Origin of the sequence: Methylotuvimicrobium buryatense (assembly GCF_005931095.1) — a bacterium.
GTDB classification, from domain to species: Bacteria; Pseudomonadota; Gammaproteobacteria; order Methylococcales; family Methylomonadaceae; genus Methylotuvimicrobium; species Methylotuvimicrobium buryatense.
On the sequence record NZ_CP035467.1, the window covers coordinates 948,189 to 965,849 of the forward strand.

Annotated in this window: 11 protein-coding genes; 4 read left to right on the plus strand and 7 right to left on the minus strand. The window is 51.8% G+C overall.

Features of this window, described 5'->3' with window-relative positions; genetic code table 11:
* Nucleotides 1–238 precede the first annotated feature (238 nt).
* The 3 genes from EQU24_RS04535 (at nt 239) to EQU24_RS04550 (ending at nt 3,588) form a co-directional block, all read left to right on the plus strand.
* Nucleotides 239–652 carry a hypothetical protein gene (locus tag EQU24_RS04535; RefSeq protein ID WP_017840637.1) on the plus strand — a complete coding sequence of 138 codons (414 nt, stop codon included), beginning with the start codon at nt 239–241 and terminating at the stop codon, nt 650–652.
* A gap of 962 nt (nt 653–1,614) precedes the next feature.
* Nucleotides 1,615–2,988, plus strand: a complete 1,374-nt coding sequence (cpsG, locus tag EQU24_RS04545) for a phosphomannomutase CpsG (protein WP_026130157.1) — start codon at nt 1,615–1,617, stop codon at nt 2,986–2,988.
* A gap of 9 nt (nt 2,989–2,997) precedes the next feature.
* Entirely contained in the window at nt 2,998–3,588 is a 591-nt protein-coding gene (locus EQU24_RS04550) for a Uma2 family endonuclease (protein ID WP_017840635.1), read from the plus strand.
* A gap of 404 nt (nt 3,589–3,992) precedes the next feature.
* Here the strand turns inward: EQU24_RS04550 and EQU24_RS04555 are convergent, their stop codons facing one another.
* The 4 genes from EQU24_RS04555 to EQU24_RS04570 all read right to left on the minus strand — a co-directional run bounded on the left by EQU24_RS04555 (nt 3,993) and on the right by EQU24_RS04570 (nt 9,326).
* Nucleotides 3,993–5,666: a formate--tetrahydrofolate ligase gene (locus tag EQU24_RS04555; RefSeq protein WP_017840634.1), complete on the minus strand. Its 1,674-nt coding sequence runs from the start codon at nt 5,664–5,666 to the stop codon at nt 3,993–3,995.
* A gap of 31 nt (nt 5,667–5,697) precedes the next feature.
* Nucleotides 5,698–6,951: a serine hydroxymethyltransferase gene (gene glyA / locus EQU24_RS04560; RefSeq protein ID WP_014149648.1), complete on the minus strand. Its 1,254-nt coding sequence runs from the start codon at nt 6,949–6,951 to the stop codon at nt 5,698–5,700.
* Nucleotides 6,952–7,076: 125 nt separating this feature from the next.
* Nucleotides 7,077–8,444 (minus strand): glycerate kinase type-2 family protein, encoded by a 1,368-nt coding sequence (locus EQU24_RS04565; RefSeq protein ID WP_017840633.1) that lies wholly within the window; start codon nt 8,442–8,444, stop codon nt 7,077–7,079.
* Nucleotides 8,445–8,468: 24 nt separating this feature from the next.
* Nucleotides 8,469–9,326: an NADP-dependent methylenetetrahydromethanopterin/methylenetetrahydrofolate dehydrogenase gene (locus EQU24_RS04570; protein ID WP_014149646.1), complete on the minus strand. Its 858-nt coding sequence runs from the start codon at nt 9,324–9,326 to the stop codon at nt 8,469–8,471.
* A gap of 441 nt (nt 9,327–9,767) precedes the next feature.
* Here EQU24_RS04570 and EQU24_RS04575 point away from each other — a divergent pair, with 441 nt between their 5' ends.
* Nucleotides 9,768–10,751 carry a malate dehydrogenase gene (locus EQU24_RS04575; protein ID WP_017840632.1) on the plus strand — a complete coding sequence of 328 codons (984 nt, stop codon included), beginning with the start codon at nt 9,768–9,770 and terminating at the stop codon, nt 10,749–10,751.
* Between the two features lie 819 nt (nt 10,752–11,570).
* Here EQU24_RS04575 and EQU24_RS04580 read toward each other — a convergent pair.
* From EQU24_RS04580 to EQU24_RS04590, 3 genes are all read right to left on the minus strand, one after another.
* Nucleotides 11,571–12,542: a 2-hydroxyacid dehydrogenase gene (locus EQU24_RS04580; RefSeq protein WP_017840631.1), complete on the minus strand. Its 972-nt coding sequence runs from the start codon at nt 12,540–12,542 to the stop codon at nt 11,571–11,573.
* A gap of 773 nt (nt 12,543–13,315) precedes the next feature.
* The gene (locus EQU24_RS04585; protein ID WP_017840630.1) at nt 13,316–13,744 is read right to left on the minus strand and encodes a type IV pilin protein; all 429 of its coding nucleotides are present in this window, start codon (nt 13,742–13,744) and stop codon (nt 13,316–13,318) included.
* 32 nt (nt 13,745–13,776) lie between these two features.
* Nucleotides 13,777–17,556: a pilus assembly protein gene (locus EQU24_RS04590; RefSeq protein WP_017840629.1), complete on the minus strand. Its 3,780-nt coding sequence runs from the start codon at nt 17,554–17,556 to the stop codon at nt 13,777–13,779.
* Nucleotides 17,557–17,661: the final 105 nt, after the last annotated feature.

The window sequence follows — 17,661 nt, forward strand, 5'->3', positions numbered from 1 at the left end:
GTCATAAAGCAGTGGGACTAGCGTAGCCCGGATTACGCTGCATACGGGCTACATGCTTTATAGCAACTTGGGAAAGAGTGAATGTGGGTTGGCCGTTTTTAGCTTGTTGTGTATGGGGTGATTTCCAACTTATTTTAAATATAGGGGCTGAATAATTACTTCGTTTATTGTACAGATCGTCATAAAGCAGTGGGATAAGAGTCGGCTAAGCGAGACGGATTTTCTGGAACGGGCCGCGATGCCGGACTGCTATCCTGTCGTGTCGCCGAAAATCGTCGATATCGGACGGCAGCGTTTGTTATTGGATTGCCATGGCGGCGATGAATATAGAAAAATCTCTTGTTCCCTATTTGATGAATCTTTGATTTGCGACCGCTTATTATTGAATCCGAATGATGGCAGTGTCGTTTATTTAGGTGCGCCGAATCAAAATCGACCGCTGCAACGACTCGGAAAACCGGCGGACGTTAATTGGCTGCAATGCCGATACAATTGGCGTTATCGTGTGCATCGCGACGGTTGGTTTTACTGGCTTTATGAAGAAGTCATTTTGAATGTAGCTTTGACCGAAGTATTGAAAGAAACGATTTTTATCGATACGCTGCCTTCTTTGGTATTTGACGATTTCACGCTCGGTCGGTTAGAGAAGTAAGTCGTTCCGGTCGTAAGTATTCAGTCGCCCTCTTTGAAAAAGACGACTGTATGGACGCCGGAGGTCACTACCATTAAGTATACTCAGCGTAGATCAAAATTCGGCACCGGGGCCCTCGTCAAAGGATGCCGTGAATACATCCATGCTCTATGCCAGCATCCATGCTGGAAAAGCCTTTGCCGAGCACCCTGGCGCCTCCTTAGGGACTGCCGAAATTTGAAGTGCGAAAGGTATAACTGTCCATCATTTACTTACCGAAGTTTAACGTAACTCGCCCGATAAAATCGGGAGGCAGGTTTTAAACAGTTACTTAGCCAATGAGTCCTCGACATCAATTATTGTCGTTTGACGTTCTCGGCCTCGAAATCGCGACGAAGGCGTCGCTCCCACAAAGCGTCGGGAGCTCTGTGGGAGCGATCCCCAGATCGCGATATCGGAGCAAGGTGCGCTAAGGAATATGCACAAAATAACTTATACAAGTAGTAGGCTTTGTGGCGGTTTGGTGACTCGCTTGACAGGACGCCGTGAATACGTCCCTGTAGGCTTGACGGCGGCTATCCCTGCCGCCGACACCTGTCAAGCGAGTCACCAACCCCCCTTCCGACAATTGTCTAAGTTATTTCATGCTCGTTCCTAAGTAACAACAAACGGTATCGAGGTCGAATTCGCTAAGAGTTATCATTTTTTTCCGAAGTTTAGCGTAACGGACCCGATAAATTCGGGAGATAGTTTTTAGACAGTTACTAAGTTAAGCCATCACGAGATAAGTATTTGTTGCATTCAGACTCTATTGTGCCTCAAAAGCTTGCCATCCATGGTACTGGATTCCGCCAGTCCATGGCGGAATGACGGGCTTCCCTTAACTTAATGGCAGTAGGTTATCAAGCGCTAGGCCGATAACAATGGCGTATGCCGTGCCTACCGTATTTACTTTAATTTTTAAATTAGCTATTCAATTCATCATGGAAAAACTCACTTGTTTTAAAGCTTACGACATACGCGGTCAACTGGATACCGAGCTTAATGACGATATCGCCTATCGAATCGGTCGCGCCTGCGGCGAATATTTGAAGGCCAAGACGATTGCGGTCGGCGGCGACGTGCGGTTGACTTCCGAATCGCTCAAGGCCGCATTGGCCGAAGGCTTGATGGACGCCGGCGTCGATGTGATCGACATCGGCATGACCGGCACCGAGGAAATCTATTACGCGGCGCAGGCGCTGGAAATACAAGGCGCGATAGAGGTAACCGCGAGCCATAATCCGATGGATTATAACGGCATGAAATTGGTGCGCGAGCATGCCAAACCGATCAGCGGCGATACCGGACTGAAGGAAATCCAACGCCTCGCCGAGCAAAATGATTTCGGGCCGGTGGTCGTCAAGAAAGGCTCAATGACTCGTCGTTCTATACTGTCGGGCTATGTCGATCATTTGATGACTTACATCGATTTGCAGAATTTGACGCCGATCAAGTTGGTCGTAAATGCCGGCAACGGCGCGGCCGGGCATGTGGTCGATGCGCTGGAAGAGCGTTTCAAAGTGGCCCGAGTGCCGGTCGAGTTCGTCAAGATCCATAACGAACCGGACGGCCGTTTTCCGAACGGCATTCCGAATCCGCTCTTGCCCGAGTGCCGCGCCGATACCGCGAATGCCGTCATCGAACATGGGGCCGATATGGGTATCGCTTGGGACGGCGATTTCGACCGCTGTTTTCTGTTCGACGAAAAGGGGCAGTTCATCGAGGGCTATTACATTGTCGGGCTGTTGGCCGAGGCTTTTTTACAGAAAAACCCCGGCGCGAAGATCATTCACGACCCGCGATTGACTTGGAATACGGTCGATGTCGTGACTGCGGCGGGCGGCGTTCCGGTGTTGTCGAAGACCGGCCATGCCTTTATCAAGGAACGCATGCGCCTCGAAGATGCCGTTTACGGGGGAGAGATGAGCGCGCATCATTATTTTCGCGATTTCGCCTATTGCGATAGCGGCATGATTCCGTGGCTGTTGGTCGCGGAATTGTTGTGCGTCAAAAAAATCCGCCTTTCCGAAGCGGTCGCGCAGCGTATCGCGGCGTATCCGTCGTCCGGCGAGATCAACTCGAAACTAACCGACCCGGCCGGTGCGATCGCACGGGTTAGGGCGGCTTATGAAGGCGACGCGCTCATCGTCGATGAAACCGATGGGGTCAGTCTGGAGTTTGACAACTGGCGTTTCAATTTGCGATCTTCGAACACCGAGCCTGTCGTTCGGCTCAATGTCGAATCGCGCGGGGATATTGCGTTGATGCGGCAAAAAACCGAGGAGATTTTGGAACTGTTACAGCGTGAATATTGAGGATTGTTTATGAGTATCATTGCAAAGAAGCTGGATTATTTGATCAGTGTCGAGGATTATTTGGACGGCGAGTTGATTGCCGAAACCAAGCATGAATTGATTGATGGCGCCGTCTATGCGATGGTCGGGACGAGTGGAAATCATCAGCGTATAGCGATTAATGTTCTGGCGGAGTTTAGGAGTCATTTAAAAAACCTTCCTTGCGAGCCGTTCGGTTCGGATATGAAGGTCAGAGTCGATTCGAATTTTTTTTATCCCGATGTGATCGTCGATTGTCATTTCGACGAGTCGCAGCCTTACTATACCGAAACGCCTATCATCATCGTCGAAGTGTTGTCGAAGACGACTCGCCGCAACGACAAGACCGTCAAATTAGCCAATTACTTGAAGCTACCGACTCTGCAAGAATATGTGATGATCGAGCAAGATTATGTCGAGGTCGAAGTGCTGAGGCGGTCCGAAGGATGGGTTTCGAAACATTATTATCTGGGAGACGATGTGACTTTCGAGGCGATCGATTTGACGCTGCCGGTCGAAGTCATTTATCAGCGGGTTCATAACGAGGACATGCTGGCATTTTTGGCGGCTAAATCGGAGTAGGTGGCTTGTAACTTTATAAGAGATCGCTGTTTCCCAAGCTGGAGCTTGGGTAACAGCACAAGCATGTAGCCCGTATGCAGCGAAGCGGAATACGGGAATGGCGTGGCTCCGAACTCCCCGGATTGCGCTGCGCTTCATCCGGGCTACGCGGCTAAATCGGAGTAGGCGGTTCGCCCGAGGGTGTTAAAGTGCGGAGCAGTTTCGTAACTTTATAAGAGGTATTCTCGCGCAGAGGCGCTGAGAAAAGCCCAATAAGGCGACTAGGGTGGGCATCGCGCACCTTTGGCGAGGCTTCACCAAGCCGGTGAAAGTGTTGTAGACCCTTCATGCTTCGACTTGGCTCAGCACGAACGGTCTACAACACAAGCCAACTGAAAGCTTGAGAATGCGCCTGACGATCCAAGTTAAAACAACCCTGTAATCACGCCATCATCGGTGATGTCGATACGTTCGGCGGCCGGGACTTTTGGCAAACCGGGCATCGTCATCATGTCGCCGGCGATCGCGACGATGAAGCCAGCCCCGTTGGCAAGCCTGACTTCGCTGATTTCGACCGTGTGTCCGGAAGGCGCGCCTCGCTCGTTCGGGTTGGTCGAGAACGACATTTGCGTTTTGGCCATGCAAACCGGAAATTTGCCGTGGTTTTGTTGCAGCGTGTTGATTTCGGCTTTGACTTTCGGGCTCGCGGTGATGCCGATTGCGCCGTAAAGTTTGGTCGCTATCGTTTCGATCTTATCCCACAGCGGCAGCTCTTCGTCATAGACATAAGTGAAACCGGGCTCGCGGTTGTCGACGACGGCAAGCACTTCTTGCGCTAATTCTTCCGCGCCGGCGCCGCCTTGCGCCCAATGTTTCGAGACCACGCATTTCGCGCCGAGCGCCTCGCATTTGTCTTTGAGCAGCGCGATTTCGGCGTCGGTGTCGAAGGTGAAATGATTGATGCAGATTACGCAAGGCAAGCCGTAATGGCGTTGGATATTGTCGAGATGACGCTCCAGGTTGGTGAAACCTTTTTGCAGAGCGTCGATGTTTTCTTGGTTCAACTCCTCTTTCGCGACGCCGCCGTGGAATTTCAACGCGCGTACCGTCGCGACCAATACGACTGCCGACGGTTTCAGGCCGGACATGCGGCATTTGATGTCGAGAAACTTCTCGGCGCCTAAATCGGCGCCGAAACCCGCTTCGGTCACGACATAATCGGCCAGTTTTAACGCAGTTTTCGTCGCGGTGACGGTGTTGCAACCGTGCGCGATATTCGCGAACGGGCCGCCGTGAATGATCGCGATATTGTTTTCAAGCGTTTGCACTAGATTCGGCTTTATGGCTTCTTTCAATAAGGCGGCCATTGCCCCTTGCGCATTGAGATCGCTCGCATAAACCGGCGTGACTCGGTCGGACTTGTAGCCGATGACGATTCGGCCGAGGCGTTCTTTTAAGTCGACGCGGCTTGTCGCCAGGCACAAAATCGCCATGATTTCGGACGCGACGACGATGTCGTATCCGTCCTCGCGCAGATAGCCGTTAGCCGGGCCGCCCATGCCGACAGTGATTTTGCGCAACGCTCGGTCGTTCATGTCGACGACTCGTTTCCATTGAATCCGGCGCGAATCGATGTCAAGTGCGTTGCCGTGATTGATATGGTTGTCGATCAATGCCGACAAGAGATTGTGTGCGACGCCGATTGCATGAAAGTCGCCGGTGAAATGCAGATTAATGTCTTCCATCGGCACGACTTGCGAGTAGCCGCCGCCGGCCGCGCCGCCTTTGACGCCGAAACAAGGCCCGAGCGACGGTTCGCGCAGGCACATGATCGCCGAATTGCCGAGCCGGTTGATCGCATCGCCTAAACCTACCGTAGTTGTGGTTTTGCCTTCGCCAGCCGGGGTCGGGCTGATCGCGGTGACGAGAATCAATTTGCCGTCTTCGCGGTCGGTCAAGTTATTGACGTATTCGAGCGATAATTTAGCCTTATAGTGACCGTATGGATCTAAATGCTCGGCCGGGATGCCGAGTTTTTCGCCGGCCAAGTCGATGATCGGTCGCATTTGGGCTTGTTGGGCGATTGCTATGTCTGACATGAATGTTTTCCTGTTTTTGATGTGTCCTCAATTAGCCGTAAACCGGAAAGCGCGAGCACAAGATGGCGACTTTGTCGCGCACCGCTGAAATGACCGATTCGTTATCGATGTTTTCCATCACGTCGCACATCAAATGCGCGATTTCGGTCATTTGCGCTTCTTTGAAGCCGCGCGTGGTCGGGGCCGGCGTGCCGACACGGATGCCGCTTGTCACGAACGGCGACTGCGGGTCGTTCGGTACGGCGTTTTTATTGACCGTGATATGCGCACGTCCCAGCGCCGCATCGGCGGCTTTGCCGGTAATGCCTTTCGGGATTAATGAAACCAGCATCAAATGATTGTCGGTTCCGCCGGAAACGACATCGAAACCGCGGTCGATGAAGACTTCGGCCATCGCCTTGGCATTGTTGATGACTTGTTGTTGATAGGTCTTGAATTCGGTTTCCATCGCCTCCTTGAACGCGACCGCTTTTGCGGCGATAACATGCATCGAAGGACCGCCTTGGATGCCGGGAAAGATACTGGAGTCGAATTTTTTTTCGATTTCCGGATTGCTTTTACACAGAATCAATCCGCCGCGCGGTCCGCGTAGCGATTTGTGTGTGGTACTGGTGACGACATCGGCAAACGGTACAGGGTTTGGGTACAGTCCGGCGGCGACCAATCCTGCAACATGGGCCATGTCGACCAGTAAATAGGCGCCGACTTTATCGGCGATTTCGCGGAAGCGTTGCCAGTCCCAGATGCGCGAATAAGCCGAGAAGCCGGCGACGAGAACTTTGGGTTTGTGTTCGATCGCTAAGGCTTCGACTTGGTCGTAATCGATCAAGCCCGTATCCGGGTGCAGTCCGTATTGCACGGCATTGTAGATTTTGCCGGAGAAATTCGGTTTGGCGCCGTGCGTCAAATGGCCGCCGTCTGCGAGGCTTAGGCCCAGTATCGTATCGCCCGGTTGTATCAGAGCCATGAATACCGCCATATTGGCCTGCGATCCGGAATGGGCTTGTACATTCGCATAATCGGCGCCGAATAGTTCTTTGGCGCGGTCGATCGCGAGTTGCTCGACTTTATCGACATATTCGCAACCGCCGTAATAGCGTTTGCCGGGATAGCCTTCCGCGTATTTATTGGTTAGTAGCGTGCCTTGGGCCTCCATGACGCGCGGACTGGTGTAATTTTCCGAGGCGATCAGTTCTATGTGGTCTTCCTGACGGCGACGCTCTTCTTCCAATGCCTGAAACAATTCATTATCGTAACCTGCAATCGTTTGCGATTTAGTAAACATCAATATCTCCTAAAATTTATAGTTATTTTGCATTTCAACAACGGTTTTTATCGGCGATCCCGAGAGGAGAAGGTCAAAATGCCGTCAGTGATTTTCGGTGAGTATAGAGTAATGAATAATCGAAGTTAAGGCCGGAGCAGTAATACTTGTAAATCGGCAACATTAGTGCCGGTCGCACCGGTTATCAGTAAATCGTTTGAAGCCTGAAGCGCGCGGTAAGAGTCATTGTCTTGCAGTCTTGCGCCGGGGTCGATTCCGGCAGCGCGCATACGCGCGAGCGATTGCGGATCGATCAGCGCGCCGGCCGCATCGGTCGGGCCGTCGCGGCCGTCGGTGCCGCCGCTTAAAAATACCCAATTGCCGCGCAATGCTAATCGTTCGGCGGCCAAGGCGAAGGCCAGTCCCATCTCTTGATTGCGGCCACCGAGGCCTTGCCCCGTTAAAGTTACCGTGGTTTCGCCGCCTGCCAGAAGCGCGATGGGTTTGTTTAAGCCGTTATCGAGCAGGGATTTCGCGTAAGAGGCCAACTTGAAGGCTTCGTCTTTCGCTTCGCCGCTAAGATGTTCCGAATAGACTCGAACGTCGTAATTCTGTAGCGATGCGGCCTTAACGACGGCTTTTAAGCTGATCGGATTGCTGCCAATCAGCGTGTGGCCGGCGTTATTGAAAAGACTGTCACCGGTTTTCGGCGTTTCCGGGATATCGCCGGCGGAACCTTGTTGCAAAACGTATTTGACCGAATCCGGAATGCTTTCCCAAATACCCTTGTTGCGCAAAATAGCGATGGCGTCGTCGAAGCATGTGTCGTCCGGCACCGTCGGCCCGCTCGCGATAGCGCTTAGATCGTCGCCCAGCACGTCGGAAAGAATCAATGCGTGCAGGTCGGCCGGAGCCGATAGGCGTGCCAAACCGCCGCCCTTGATCATGGAAAGATGTTTGCGCACACAATTGACTTGGTTGATTGTCGCGCCGCAAGCAAGTAGTAATGCAGTCGTTTGCGCTTTTTCTTCAAGCGTTATCGGAGGGCGAGGATAGGGCAGGAGAGCAGATCCTCCGCCGCTAATCAAGACTAACACCAGTTCGCCCGATTGAGCGTTGGTGATTCTGTCGGCGATTAGCCGGGCGCCTTGCAGTCCCGCTTCGTCGGGAATCGGGTGGCCGGCGCCGATGACTTTAAAGCCGGTTGCCTGAGCGGCATTCTCGTAATTGGTAACGATGATGCCGTCGCCGGGTAATAGCGATTCCGGAATGATGTCTCGGGCGGCTTTTGCCATGTTGCACGCGGCTTTGCCGAACGCAATCAAATGAATTTTCGGCCAATGTCCCGTGCGTTTCGGCGCATTGTCGTCCGGCGATAGGGCTATTTCAAGTCGAAGCCCGTCCGAGGATAGGCTGCGTTGAACCGCAAGGTACGGATCGGCGGCATCGATGCCGGCTTGGAATAGTCCTGCGGCCTGTTCTCTGAGCGCTTTTTGAATGGCGGGTCGGCTCATGTGTTTCAGCGGTGCAAGGGGCGTTTAAGCCATTTCCTTGGCGAATGCGAAAATTTGTTCGGCATCGAGTACTTGCGTATTAGTTTCGAACAGTTTGGCGATGCAGGCACGGTGTAAAGCGAGTTTGAATGCGCCGAAACCGATGGCTCCCCAGACGATTTTGCCGTGGCGTTCGTTGCCTTTATCCATCATATCGATGCCGCCGATACCGATCGGGGGCGTGGCATTCGCATCGGCCAATAATTCGAGTCGATCATTATTTTGCCAATGTTCGGCTTTGAGTAATTCGACGCCTGCCGCGCCTGCCGCAAATACGATTTGAGCGTTTTCAATTGCCCTGCCGCGTGCGTCTTGATCGACAGCTTCGATAGGTGTCAGTTCGACGCCGAAGCGTTCGCGCATCGTTAGACAGGCGTGTTCCGCTCGTATCATTTCCCTAGAAGTTAACGAGACTTCGCAGCCCTCTTGAGCCAGCATGACCGCGACGCGTTGACCGACCGGGCCGGTGCCAGCCAAAACAACCGCTTTTTTGCCGCTTAGTTCACTGGTTGAAGCCAGTTTCGCGACGCCGGCGGCAGCAGTAGTATTGCTGCCGTTGCTATCGAGCATGATCGAGACTTGAAAGCCGGGAAAAAAATGTTTTTGTACGGCCGAGAATAATTGTTGACCGGCCAGCATGTCGCTGCCGCCGACAAAAATAGCGGTATTTTTTTTGTCTTTCGGTGCTCGGGTAAAGATCGTGCCTTCGACCAAGGGTGCGATAGTGTCGGGTGTTAATCCGCCATGTCCGATGACATGGTCGGCGCCGCCGTCATACGCGACAATCGTATCGAAAGCTGAAGGACGCGGATCGGTGTCGAATTGGAATAACAGTTTTTTCATGGGTCACGTAAGATCGATAGTGGCGATAGCGATTAGCGTATAGAAAACGGGGCAGTATACCTTATTTAGCTATACGCTGTCTCTCCATTGCTCTGGGCCGATTTCTACAGGCTTGCAGGGGGGGGCGGTTATTCGTTATCATTCGGGACAACCTGTACGCATCATCGGTATTTCGCTTAAGTGTGTACAATGTATTGATAGATTATTCCGGTTTCGACGGCCCTCCGAAGGAGCCGATACTTTGATTGCCTAGGCAAGATCGGTATGCATTGCCAGGCTGGAGCGGTTGGAACGAGAAAGTTAGGAAAAGCGGGTTTAGATACTGCCCATCAATCATTACAGGCGAACGATTCGGATTAAAAGCATGCTATTTTCGCTGTGTTTCAAAGGCTTGCCATTTGAACTCCGCATTCAGACAATAATAAATAATTAGGAAAACAAATGAAAACGCCAGTTAAAATTGCCGTTACAGGTGCCGCGGGACAGATCAGTTATTCCTTATTGTTTCGCTTGGCTAGCGGAGAATTATTAGGCCCCGATCAGCCAATGATTTTTCATTTGTTGGAAACGCCGCAGGCATTAGCATTAGGCGCATTGAATGGCGTGGTAATGGAACTTAACGATTGCGCCTATCCGTTGCTGCATAAAATTGTCGCGACCGATGATCCCGAAGTCGCTTTCAAAGATGTCGATTACGCATTTCTGATCGGCGCGAGTCCGCGTAAGCCGGGGATGGAACGTAAGGATTTGTTGGCAATCAATGCCCAGATTTTTTCTGTGCAGGGTCAAGCCCTTAGTAAGGTTGCCAGCAGGGATGTTAAGGTATTGGTTACCGGCAATCCTGCCAATACTAATGCTTTGATCGCCATCAGTAATGCACCGGATTTAAGGCCGGAGAATTTTTCGGCAATGATGATGCTCGATCATAAGCGTGCGACTTTTCAGCTTGCCGATAAATGTGGGGTACTGTCCAACGACATCAAAAATATTATCATTTGGGGTAATCATTCGGCAGGGCAGTATCCGGATCTCCATCATGCCAAAGTCAAAGGGCAGGATGCTTTGTCGTTGGTTGAGTGGGATTGGTTTGTCGACAAATTTATTCCAACCGTACAGCAGCGCGGAGCCGTGGTCATACAAGCGGTTGGCCGATCCAGTGCGGCTTCTGCGGCCAATGCCGCGTTAAATTTGATGCGCAACTGGGTTTTTGGGACCGACGAAGGTAATTGGATCAGCATGGCTGTTCCATCGGACGGCAGTTACGGAATTGAAAAGGATTTGGTTTATTCGTTTCCAGTTGAGATCAAAAACGGAGAAATCAGTATCGTCCAGGGTTTGGAGATTAGTGATTTCAGCCGGGAAAAAATGCGCAAGTCCGAAGCCGAGTTGAAAGAAGAGCGCGAAGCGGTAAAGCATTTGCTCTAAGGACGGGTGCTTATTTATCGATATACGCGGAACTAAAAAACGAGGCTAATAAAGGTTGTTACAGATGGTAGCTTTTCTGGTTCTCACGGTCTTCCGCTCATCGTTATACATAAGTCAAAAATTACCCTTTTGCAATCTTAGCCAATGAGACCTCGATGCCATTTATTGTCACTTAGGAACGAGCATGAAATAACTTAGACAACTGTTGGAAGGGGGTTCGGTGGCTCGATTGGCAGGTGTCGGCGGCAGGGCAGATTTTTGCTCCTGCAAAATCTGCATTCATGCCATCCTTGGCAATCAGATTCCGCCGTCAAGCCTACACGGACGTATACACGGCGTCCTGTCAAGCGAGTCACCGAACCTCCGCAAAGCCTACTACTTGTAGAAGTTATTTTGTGCATATTCCTTAACACTCGCGGATCTGCCTCACATAACGCTAGGTGATCAGCGTACCCTACAATTTATGTATACCTTTCGCACTTCAAATTTCGGCGATACTTAAGGAGGCGCCGGGGTGATCGGTAAAGGCTTTGCCAGCATGGATGCTGGCATAGAGCCTACATGGACGTATTTACGGCGTTCTTTGACGATCACCCCGGTGCCGAATTTTGATCCACGATGGGTATATATTTATCGTAGAGTGTAGGGTGCGCATCGCGCACCTGGTCGGGACCTCTTGTCGGTTCGGCACGGTGGAAAGGTGCGCTATGCGCACCCTACGATGTCTTGGCTGGACGGAGTTTGTAACCCCATCCTGCGAGATTATCCGATGCGCGGCGAGGGGGGGCTGAATATCGCCAGCCTTTAGCCATAGCCGGGTTAGGCTACTCTGTCTTCAGGTTCGCGTCCTTCGAAAAACGCGGCCAAATTAGCTAGCACTTTTTCTCCCATCGCGGTGCGAGTACTAAGCGTTGCGCTACCTAGGTGCGGCAACAGCGTGGCGTTTTCAAGCGTCAAAAATTCGGGGTCGATATTCGGCTCTCCTTCATAGACATCCAGACCGGCGCCGGCAATTCTCTTATCTCGTAATGCGTCGATTAAAGCCTTGCTATCGACGACATCGCCGCGCGCGGTGTTGATCAAATGAGCGTTCGGTTTCATCAAGCGAATCATCTTGTCGTCGATCAGGTGGCGGGTGTCGGGCCCGCCCGGGCAATGCAGCGAGATATAATCGGCGCGTCTCATGACGTCCTCGACTGAATCGCACCGTGTCGCTTGGAGTTCTTCGATCACGGATGGGTCCGGTGCGCTCGGATTGAAAAAAACGATTTTCATGCCGAAACCGTGATGGGCTTTGCGTGCGGTTGCGATTGCGATGCGGCCGAAGCCGATCAATCCTAACGTCGCGCCGGTCACGTCGCTGCTCAACATGTGCGTCGGACACCAACCATGCCATTTTCCGGCGCGGACGAGACGGTCGCCCTCCGCGCCTCGCCGTGCGGACATCAGCAATAAAGTCATTGCGATATCGGCGGTGCTCTGTGTCAACACGCCCGGTGTATTTGTGACGACGAGACCGTTCTCTTTCGCAGCTGCGATATCGATATGGTTGTATCCGACTCCGAAATTGCCGAGAATTTTGCAGCGTTTGTTAGACGCATTTAGTACCTCGGCAGGTAGTGAATCGCAAACCGAAGGGCACACTGCGTCGTAGTTTTGTAAAGCCGATTTCAATTCTTCGGATGTCAAGGGTAGATCGTCTTCGTTGAGCGAGACGTCGTACAATTGCTTGAGTTTGGTTTCGACCGAGGCGGGCCATTTACGGGTAATTAAAACTTTGGGTTTGTTCATCGGTTTGTTTCTATTGGGGTTGGTGTAGCACTGACTGCCATTAAGGATTTGGTCATAAATAACTTTCCTATTTTATGGAGAGTTCGGTTGCTCGATTGGCAGGTGTCGGCGGCAGGTAGCCGCCGTCAAGCCTAAACGGATGTATTCACGGCGCCCTGTCAAGCGAGTAATCGAATCCTCGACAAAGCTCATGGCTTCAGGAAGTTATTTATCGCGAAATCCTAAGTTAAGGGGAGCCCGTTATTCCGCCATGGACTGGCGGGATCCAGTGCCATGGATGGCAAGCTTTTGAGGCACATTATAGCCTTTGACAGGGCTTCTCGGGACGGGGGTTTGCAACCCTGTTCTAAACGTTTCGACCGTGGCCAAAGCAAGGCGTGTAATTGGGGCAAACCAAAACGTTGGGGATGGGTTAAATAACCCGTCCCGCGAAGGCCTATTCATGAAATCCGATTATACTTCGCGTTCACGATCTTACCGAGGTTTTTTGAAAGGCTATGTTATATGTTCGCGTTAATATACTCATCGCAGATCAAAATTCGGCGCCGGGGTGCCCGTCAAAGGACGCCGTGAATACGTCCATGTAGGCTCTATGCCAGCTCCATGCTGGCAAAGCCTTTGTCGCGCACCCCGGTGCCTCCTTAGTCACCTGCCGAATTTTGAAGTACGAAAGGTATAGTTGAAAATATAAAAACTACGCCGATGCCGGAATGACTTGATCCACGTTCCCATCGCTCCAGCGTAGGAATACATTACCGGAAAAATCGCCTCTGTTACCAGCATTCCGCCACCGATCCGGTTCCCGTAATGCCCCGCGCCCCCGTATGCGCAAGCGTTAAGGTTCCGCAGCGGGGATCGTTTTGTGCGCCGGTCGGCACTGCTTGTACCGTAAAAGTAGCTGCCGCAGCAGCGCTAATGGTTATCGTGTAAAAAGTCGCGGTCTGACCGGGAATGCTATAAATCCTGGGAGCACCGGTATTTGCCGGGGTTGCATCAGTGCCGGCAGCGCCTACATAACTATTCGTTTCGGTAAAATGCCGTTCCATCGCATTCGCCAATCCCATCAACGCGCCTTTGGCATCGGCGCGGCGCGATTTTCTAATACTATCTTGATAGGAAGGGTAAGCGATACCGGCGAGAATCCCCACTACGGCAACGGCTATCATTAGTTCTATCAGCGTAAAACCCCTTTCAGCTTTCATTGTATTGTATTGCTCCGTTGTCTCGGTAACTGTCAACGTAATTGACGCCAGGATTGTCTTCCGGCGCCGCCTTCGACCGACTCCAAGGTCGTTTCCATTTCACCGGTCGAGCCGCTGGTATATTTATACTCGACTTCGCCGGCGCCCACGACCCCGGGTGTTTTAATGATACCGACTTTGGATTTTTTACCGGATACGGCCATCGGAGAGTCGTCTTCGTCGATTAAATTGTCATCATTGGTATCGATGACGCCTGCGAGCATATCGCTCTCATCGATGGTGTCGCTACCGGTCAAATCGAACGGCGTGCTAACTAAACGATTACCGGTTAAGGCGTCCAGTTCCATTAACCAGCTAGTTCCGCCATAACCGCACGGTTCAGGGTCTGGTATCAAGGTAACGAATATGATTCGTCCGCCGCGCAACAAAGCCTGACTGATCACGCGCTCGCCATCGGGAGACACGGCAGGAAATACGAGATCCATGTACCAGCCCTGCTTCGAGCCAAGATAATTAATCATGCTTATCCCGTTGCAGTTGGTATTGTCGATAGCCAAAAGCGGGTCGACGCAGTGAGAGGTTACTCTGATATCGAAATCGCCGAATACGTCCTCGGCAATGATCGATTGCTGTACTAAATCGTTGGCGCGAGTAATGCCCGGATCGCCGGTGCTGCAAGTTATATTGCTGCCGGCAAGTTTTACGCATTCGTCTTGAATTCCGTAAAAGGTCTGCGGCTGCGGGTCGATGGCCGAATTGTCTCCGGTTTCAAAATACTTACCGCTACCGAAATAGACCATGACCCCGCTAGATGGATGTTTGCCGGCTTGTGGTTTTGCGGTAATCGCTTGTCTGACGCCATTGCTGTCTCTGGCAACGAACAACGGTTTGGGTGTGTTGCCTTGTTTAAAACCGAAATCCCATTGTCCTGTATTGCTGCTGCTGACATCGAATTTCCACAGGTTGCCGTGTAAGTCGCCCGCATAAATCGCATCGACAATGCGGTCGCCGTTGGCATCGATAGCGATGGGTGTCGATAGGCCGTTTGGGTTGCCGGCACTGCCGACGCCTGTGTTCAATGATTTGATGAGTGCGCCGGTTTCGAGATCGACGATGTACAACACCGCTTGATGGCTCGCGCTATTGTAGCCGTTGCCGAATACGGCGGCGAACTTGCCGTTGGCCATGCGGACGATTGACGCTTGCCCTAAGGTAAATCCGAGATAATCGGCAAACCCGAAGCGTGGATTGCTGCCGGTCAAGACATTGGTTAAATCCGTTGCGTTCGGTGCGGTTGTCGTATTGATTTCCCACATGACCCGTTGCGGTAAAAAACTGTTTTCCGCTGTGGCATAACTACTGTCGCCCGGGTCGAGGAATGTCGCGTCCAGTGCAAAAATGCCCTTACCGCCGGCGCCTAAAGTGCCGATCAGAACGGTACGCCACTCCTTGTTATTATCGCCGTTGGCATCGATATAAGCGTCGCCGGCAACCGGCGAGCCGTCGACAAAATATTGATGGCTATAATTCGGATCGGTAAGCGAGGCGAGTTTGGGCAGAACCGCATGGGGGACATAGGCGAATACCTCGGTACCCGCACCGGTGCCGGTGATAGTGGCATTGAAAACATGCAGCATGCCGCCGTTGCCGCCGATGGCGACCAGCGGCGTTCTGGCTTTGTATGCGGCGCTATTCCGATAATTCGAATAAGCACTGCCCTCCGTTCCGGGCAGCAAATGGTAACCGAAATTGATATCGCCGATAAACCAAGGATCGGAGTTGACTAAGTCGCCCATCAGGCGATTGGTGCCGATACGGTTGCGAAAAGTGCCTCCGTTCTGAAGTTCGTTGGTTTGAATGCCGCGTACATAGTTCAATTGCGCTTCGGTCAATAGCGCTTGTTGGGCGGCATTGAGATTGTTATGAAAAAAATTGATCCCTTTAAAGGGCGTTGCAGTCGGGTTGTAACCGAAAATCGAGCGTCCGATCGAGCCCTGAGTCGTCACATTTTGACCGGCATCCCAGGCGGGTGTTGCCGCCAGGCTGCCGTCGGCGTTGATCGCGTAAGCCAAAAACTGACCGGTCCAATCGCGGCTGTCGAACTTAGCTTGATAAACGACGGTATTGGTATCCAGGCGGGTCGAGTTGGTCGCGACAGAAGCGGACGAGCCTTCGGTGCGTCCTACGATCGCGCGTAATGTATTACTCAGTTCATTGGCAAAGGTATTCGGATCGGCTGCGCTGAAGAAACCGCCGCGGCTGTTGATTGCGGCATGAAGCAGATCGTCGACGTTTTCTGTAGTACCCGATGTCGAAGGCGCCGGCCAATTGATCGTTGCGCCGGTATTGATGGCATCAAAAGCATCGCTGGCACTAATCGTTCCTTCTACACCGAAACCCACGCCAAAAGTTACCATGTGCTGCCAAAATGCTGGATTTATCGCTGAAGTAGGTACTAGATTAGGTATATTCGTCCGTAAATCGTTTTTCCAATAATACATTGCAACATCGGCTAAAGTATTACTGCGATTGTCCGTGAACGGAGATACGGCCGAATAAGTAAAGGTATTCCCATCCGGGCCTGAAATTGTCGGGCCATTAGTCCCGTCATTATTCGACCGTGCGGCGGCTGTTCCTGCTTGCGCATCGTTCCAATAGCCGTCTGTCATTAGAATGGTATAGCTATGCCGGCATTCTAAATGAGTAGTCGAATCGTTTTGACCGGGGTTAGCGCCCCAAGGTCCGCGATTATCGCTACGGCTATAATATTGACCTGCCGAGTCGAGCGCTCTTCTTAAAGGGGTAGCGGAATCCGGGATATCGAGGGTGTATAGATCCGTAAAGAATTGTTCGCGATCGCTGCCGGTAAAAGGCCGGACGCCGCGAATAATGGTATTCGTGCTAACATTATCGATGCTGCTCGAGCTTTTATTGATGGCTCCGAAACCGACACGCATGGCTTCGCCCTGTTGGGCAAAGGCTTTGCCGATACCTGCTCGGGCTGCAAGAACTCTCGAACGGTGATATGTATACCAATTGGCGAAATTCTGAATTTCTTGAGCATAAGAACAAATACCTCCTGTACAGTCGGTTCTATTTTCGCGGCCATGTCCGCTGTACTCGGATGTGGCGGCTTTGATTTCGAAAGGTCCGTCAAAATTAGCCAAATTCCAAGCATCGCCTCCGTTATACCAAAAATAGGTAGCCGGATAGAATGTTTTATTGCTTGTTTGTGTCGAGCATTGCCCCGAAGAGGGCCCGGTACAAGTTCGCCAACGATTTAGCGACGAATTGACCGGTCCGCCCGTGTCCGTATTTGTGTTATCAACGGTAAGATTTCGGTAGCCTCGGGCGGTATTCTCGGGATTATGATAAGCCGCTTCGGGGTTGGCTGGTGGATAAAGAGAATTATCCGCTTTAATCCAAGGCGAGTAAGTCACTGCGGGATCGTAATACGTTTTATTGATTTGCGGAGAACGCGCCCGTGCATTAAATACATGGTTGTCGACAGTTGCGACATTACTGTTGTAGTCTCCCGAACCGTATACGTTAGCGACGCGCGGATAAACCCATCGCGTGTTTTCAGTGAACGAACCGAATCGAAACTCTTCATCCGGCGTCACCTCATAATGCATCGACCCCGAATCGTCGATGATGAACATAATATTCGGGTCGACACTAGGCGTTAGAAATAACGGCGTTTGCGCAAGGTCCAAATCCGCTCGGGTAGGCAGCGACAAAAGCACGCCGACTGAAAGCCCCAATGCCCAATACAACAAAGAATTTTTGTCAATACCAATCGAAATGTTCATGATGCTTTTCCCTGCCTTGTAAAGACAAGACCTGTCTAAATAAAAATTTCGTAGGTACGCATCGCGTACCATTTCCCGGGGGTTGCGAGTTATCGCCCCAAAAAG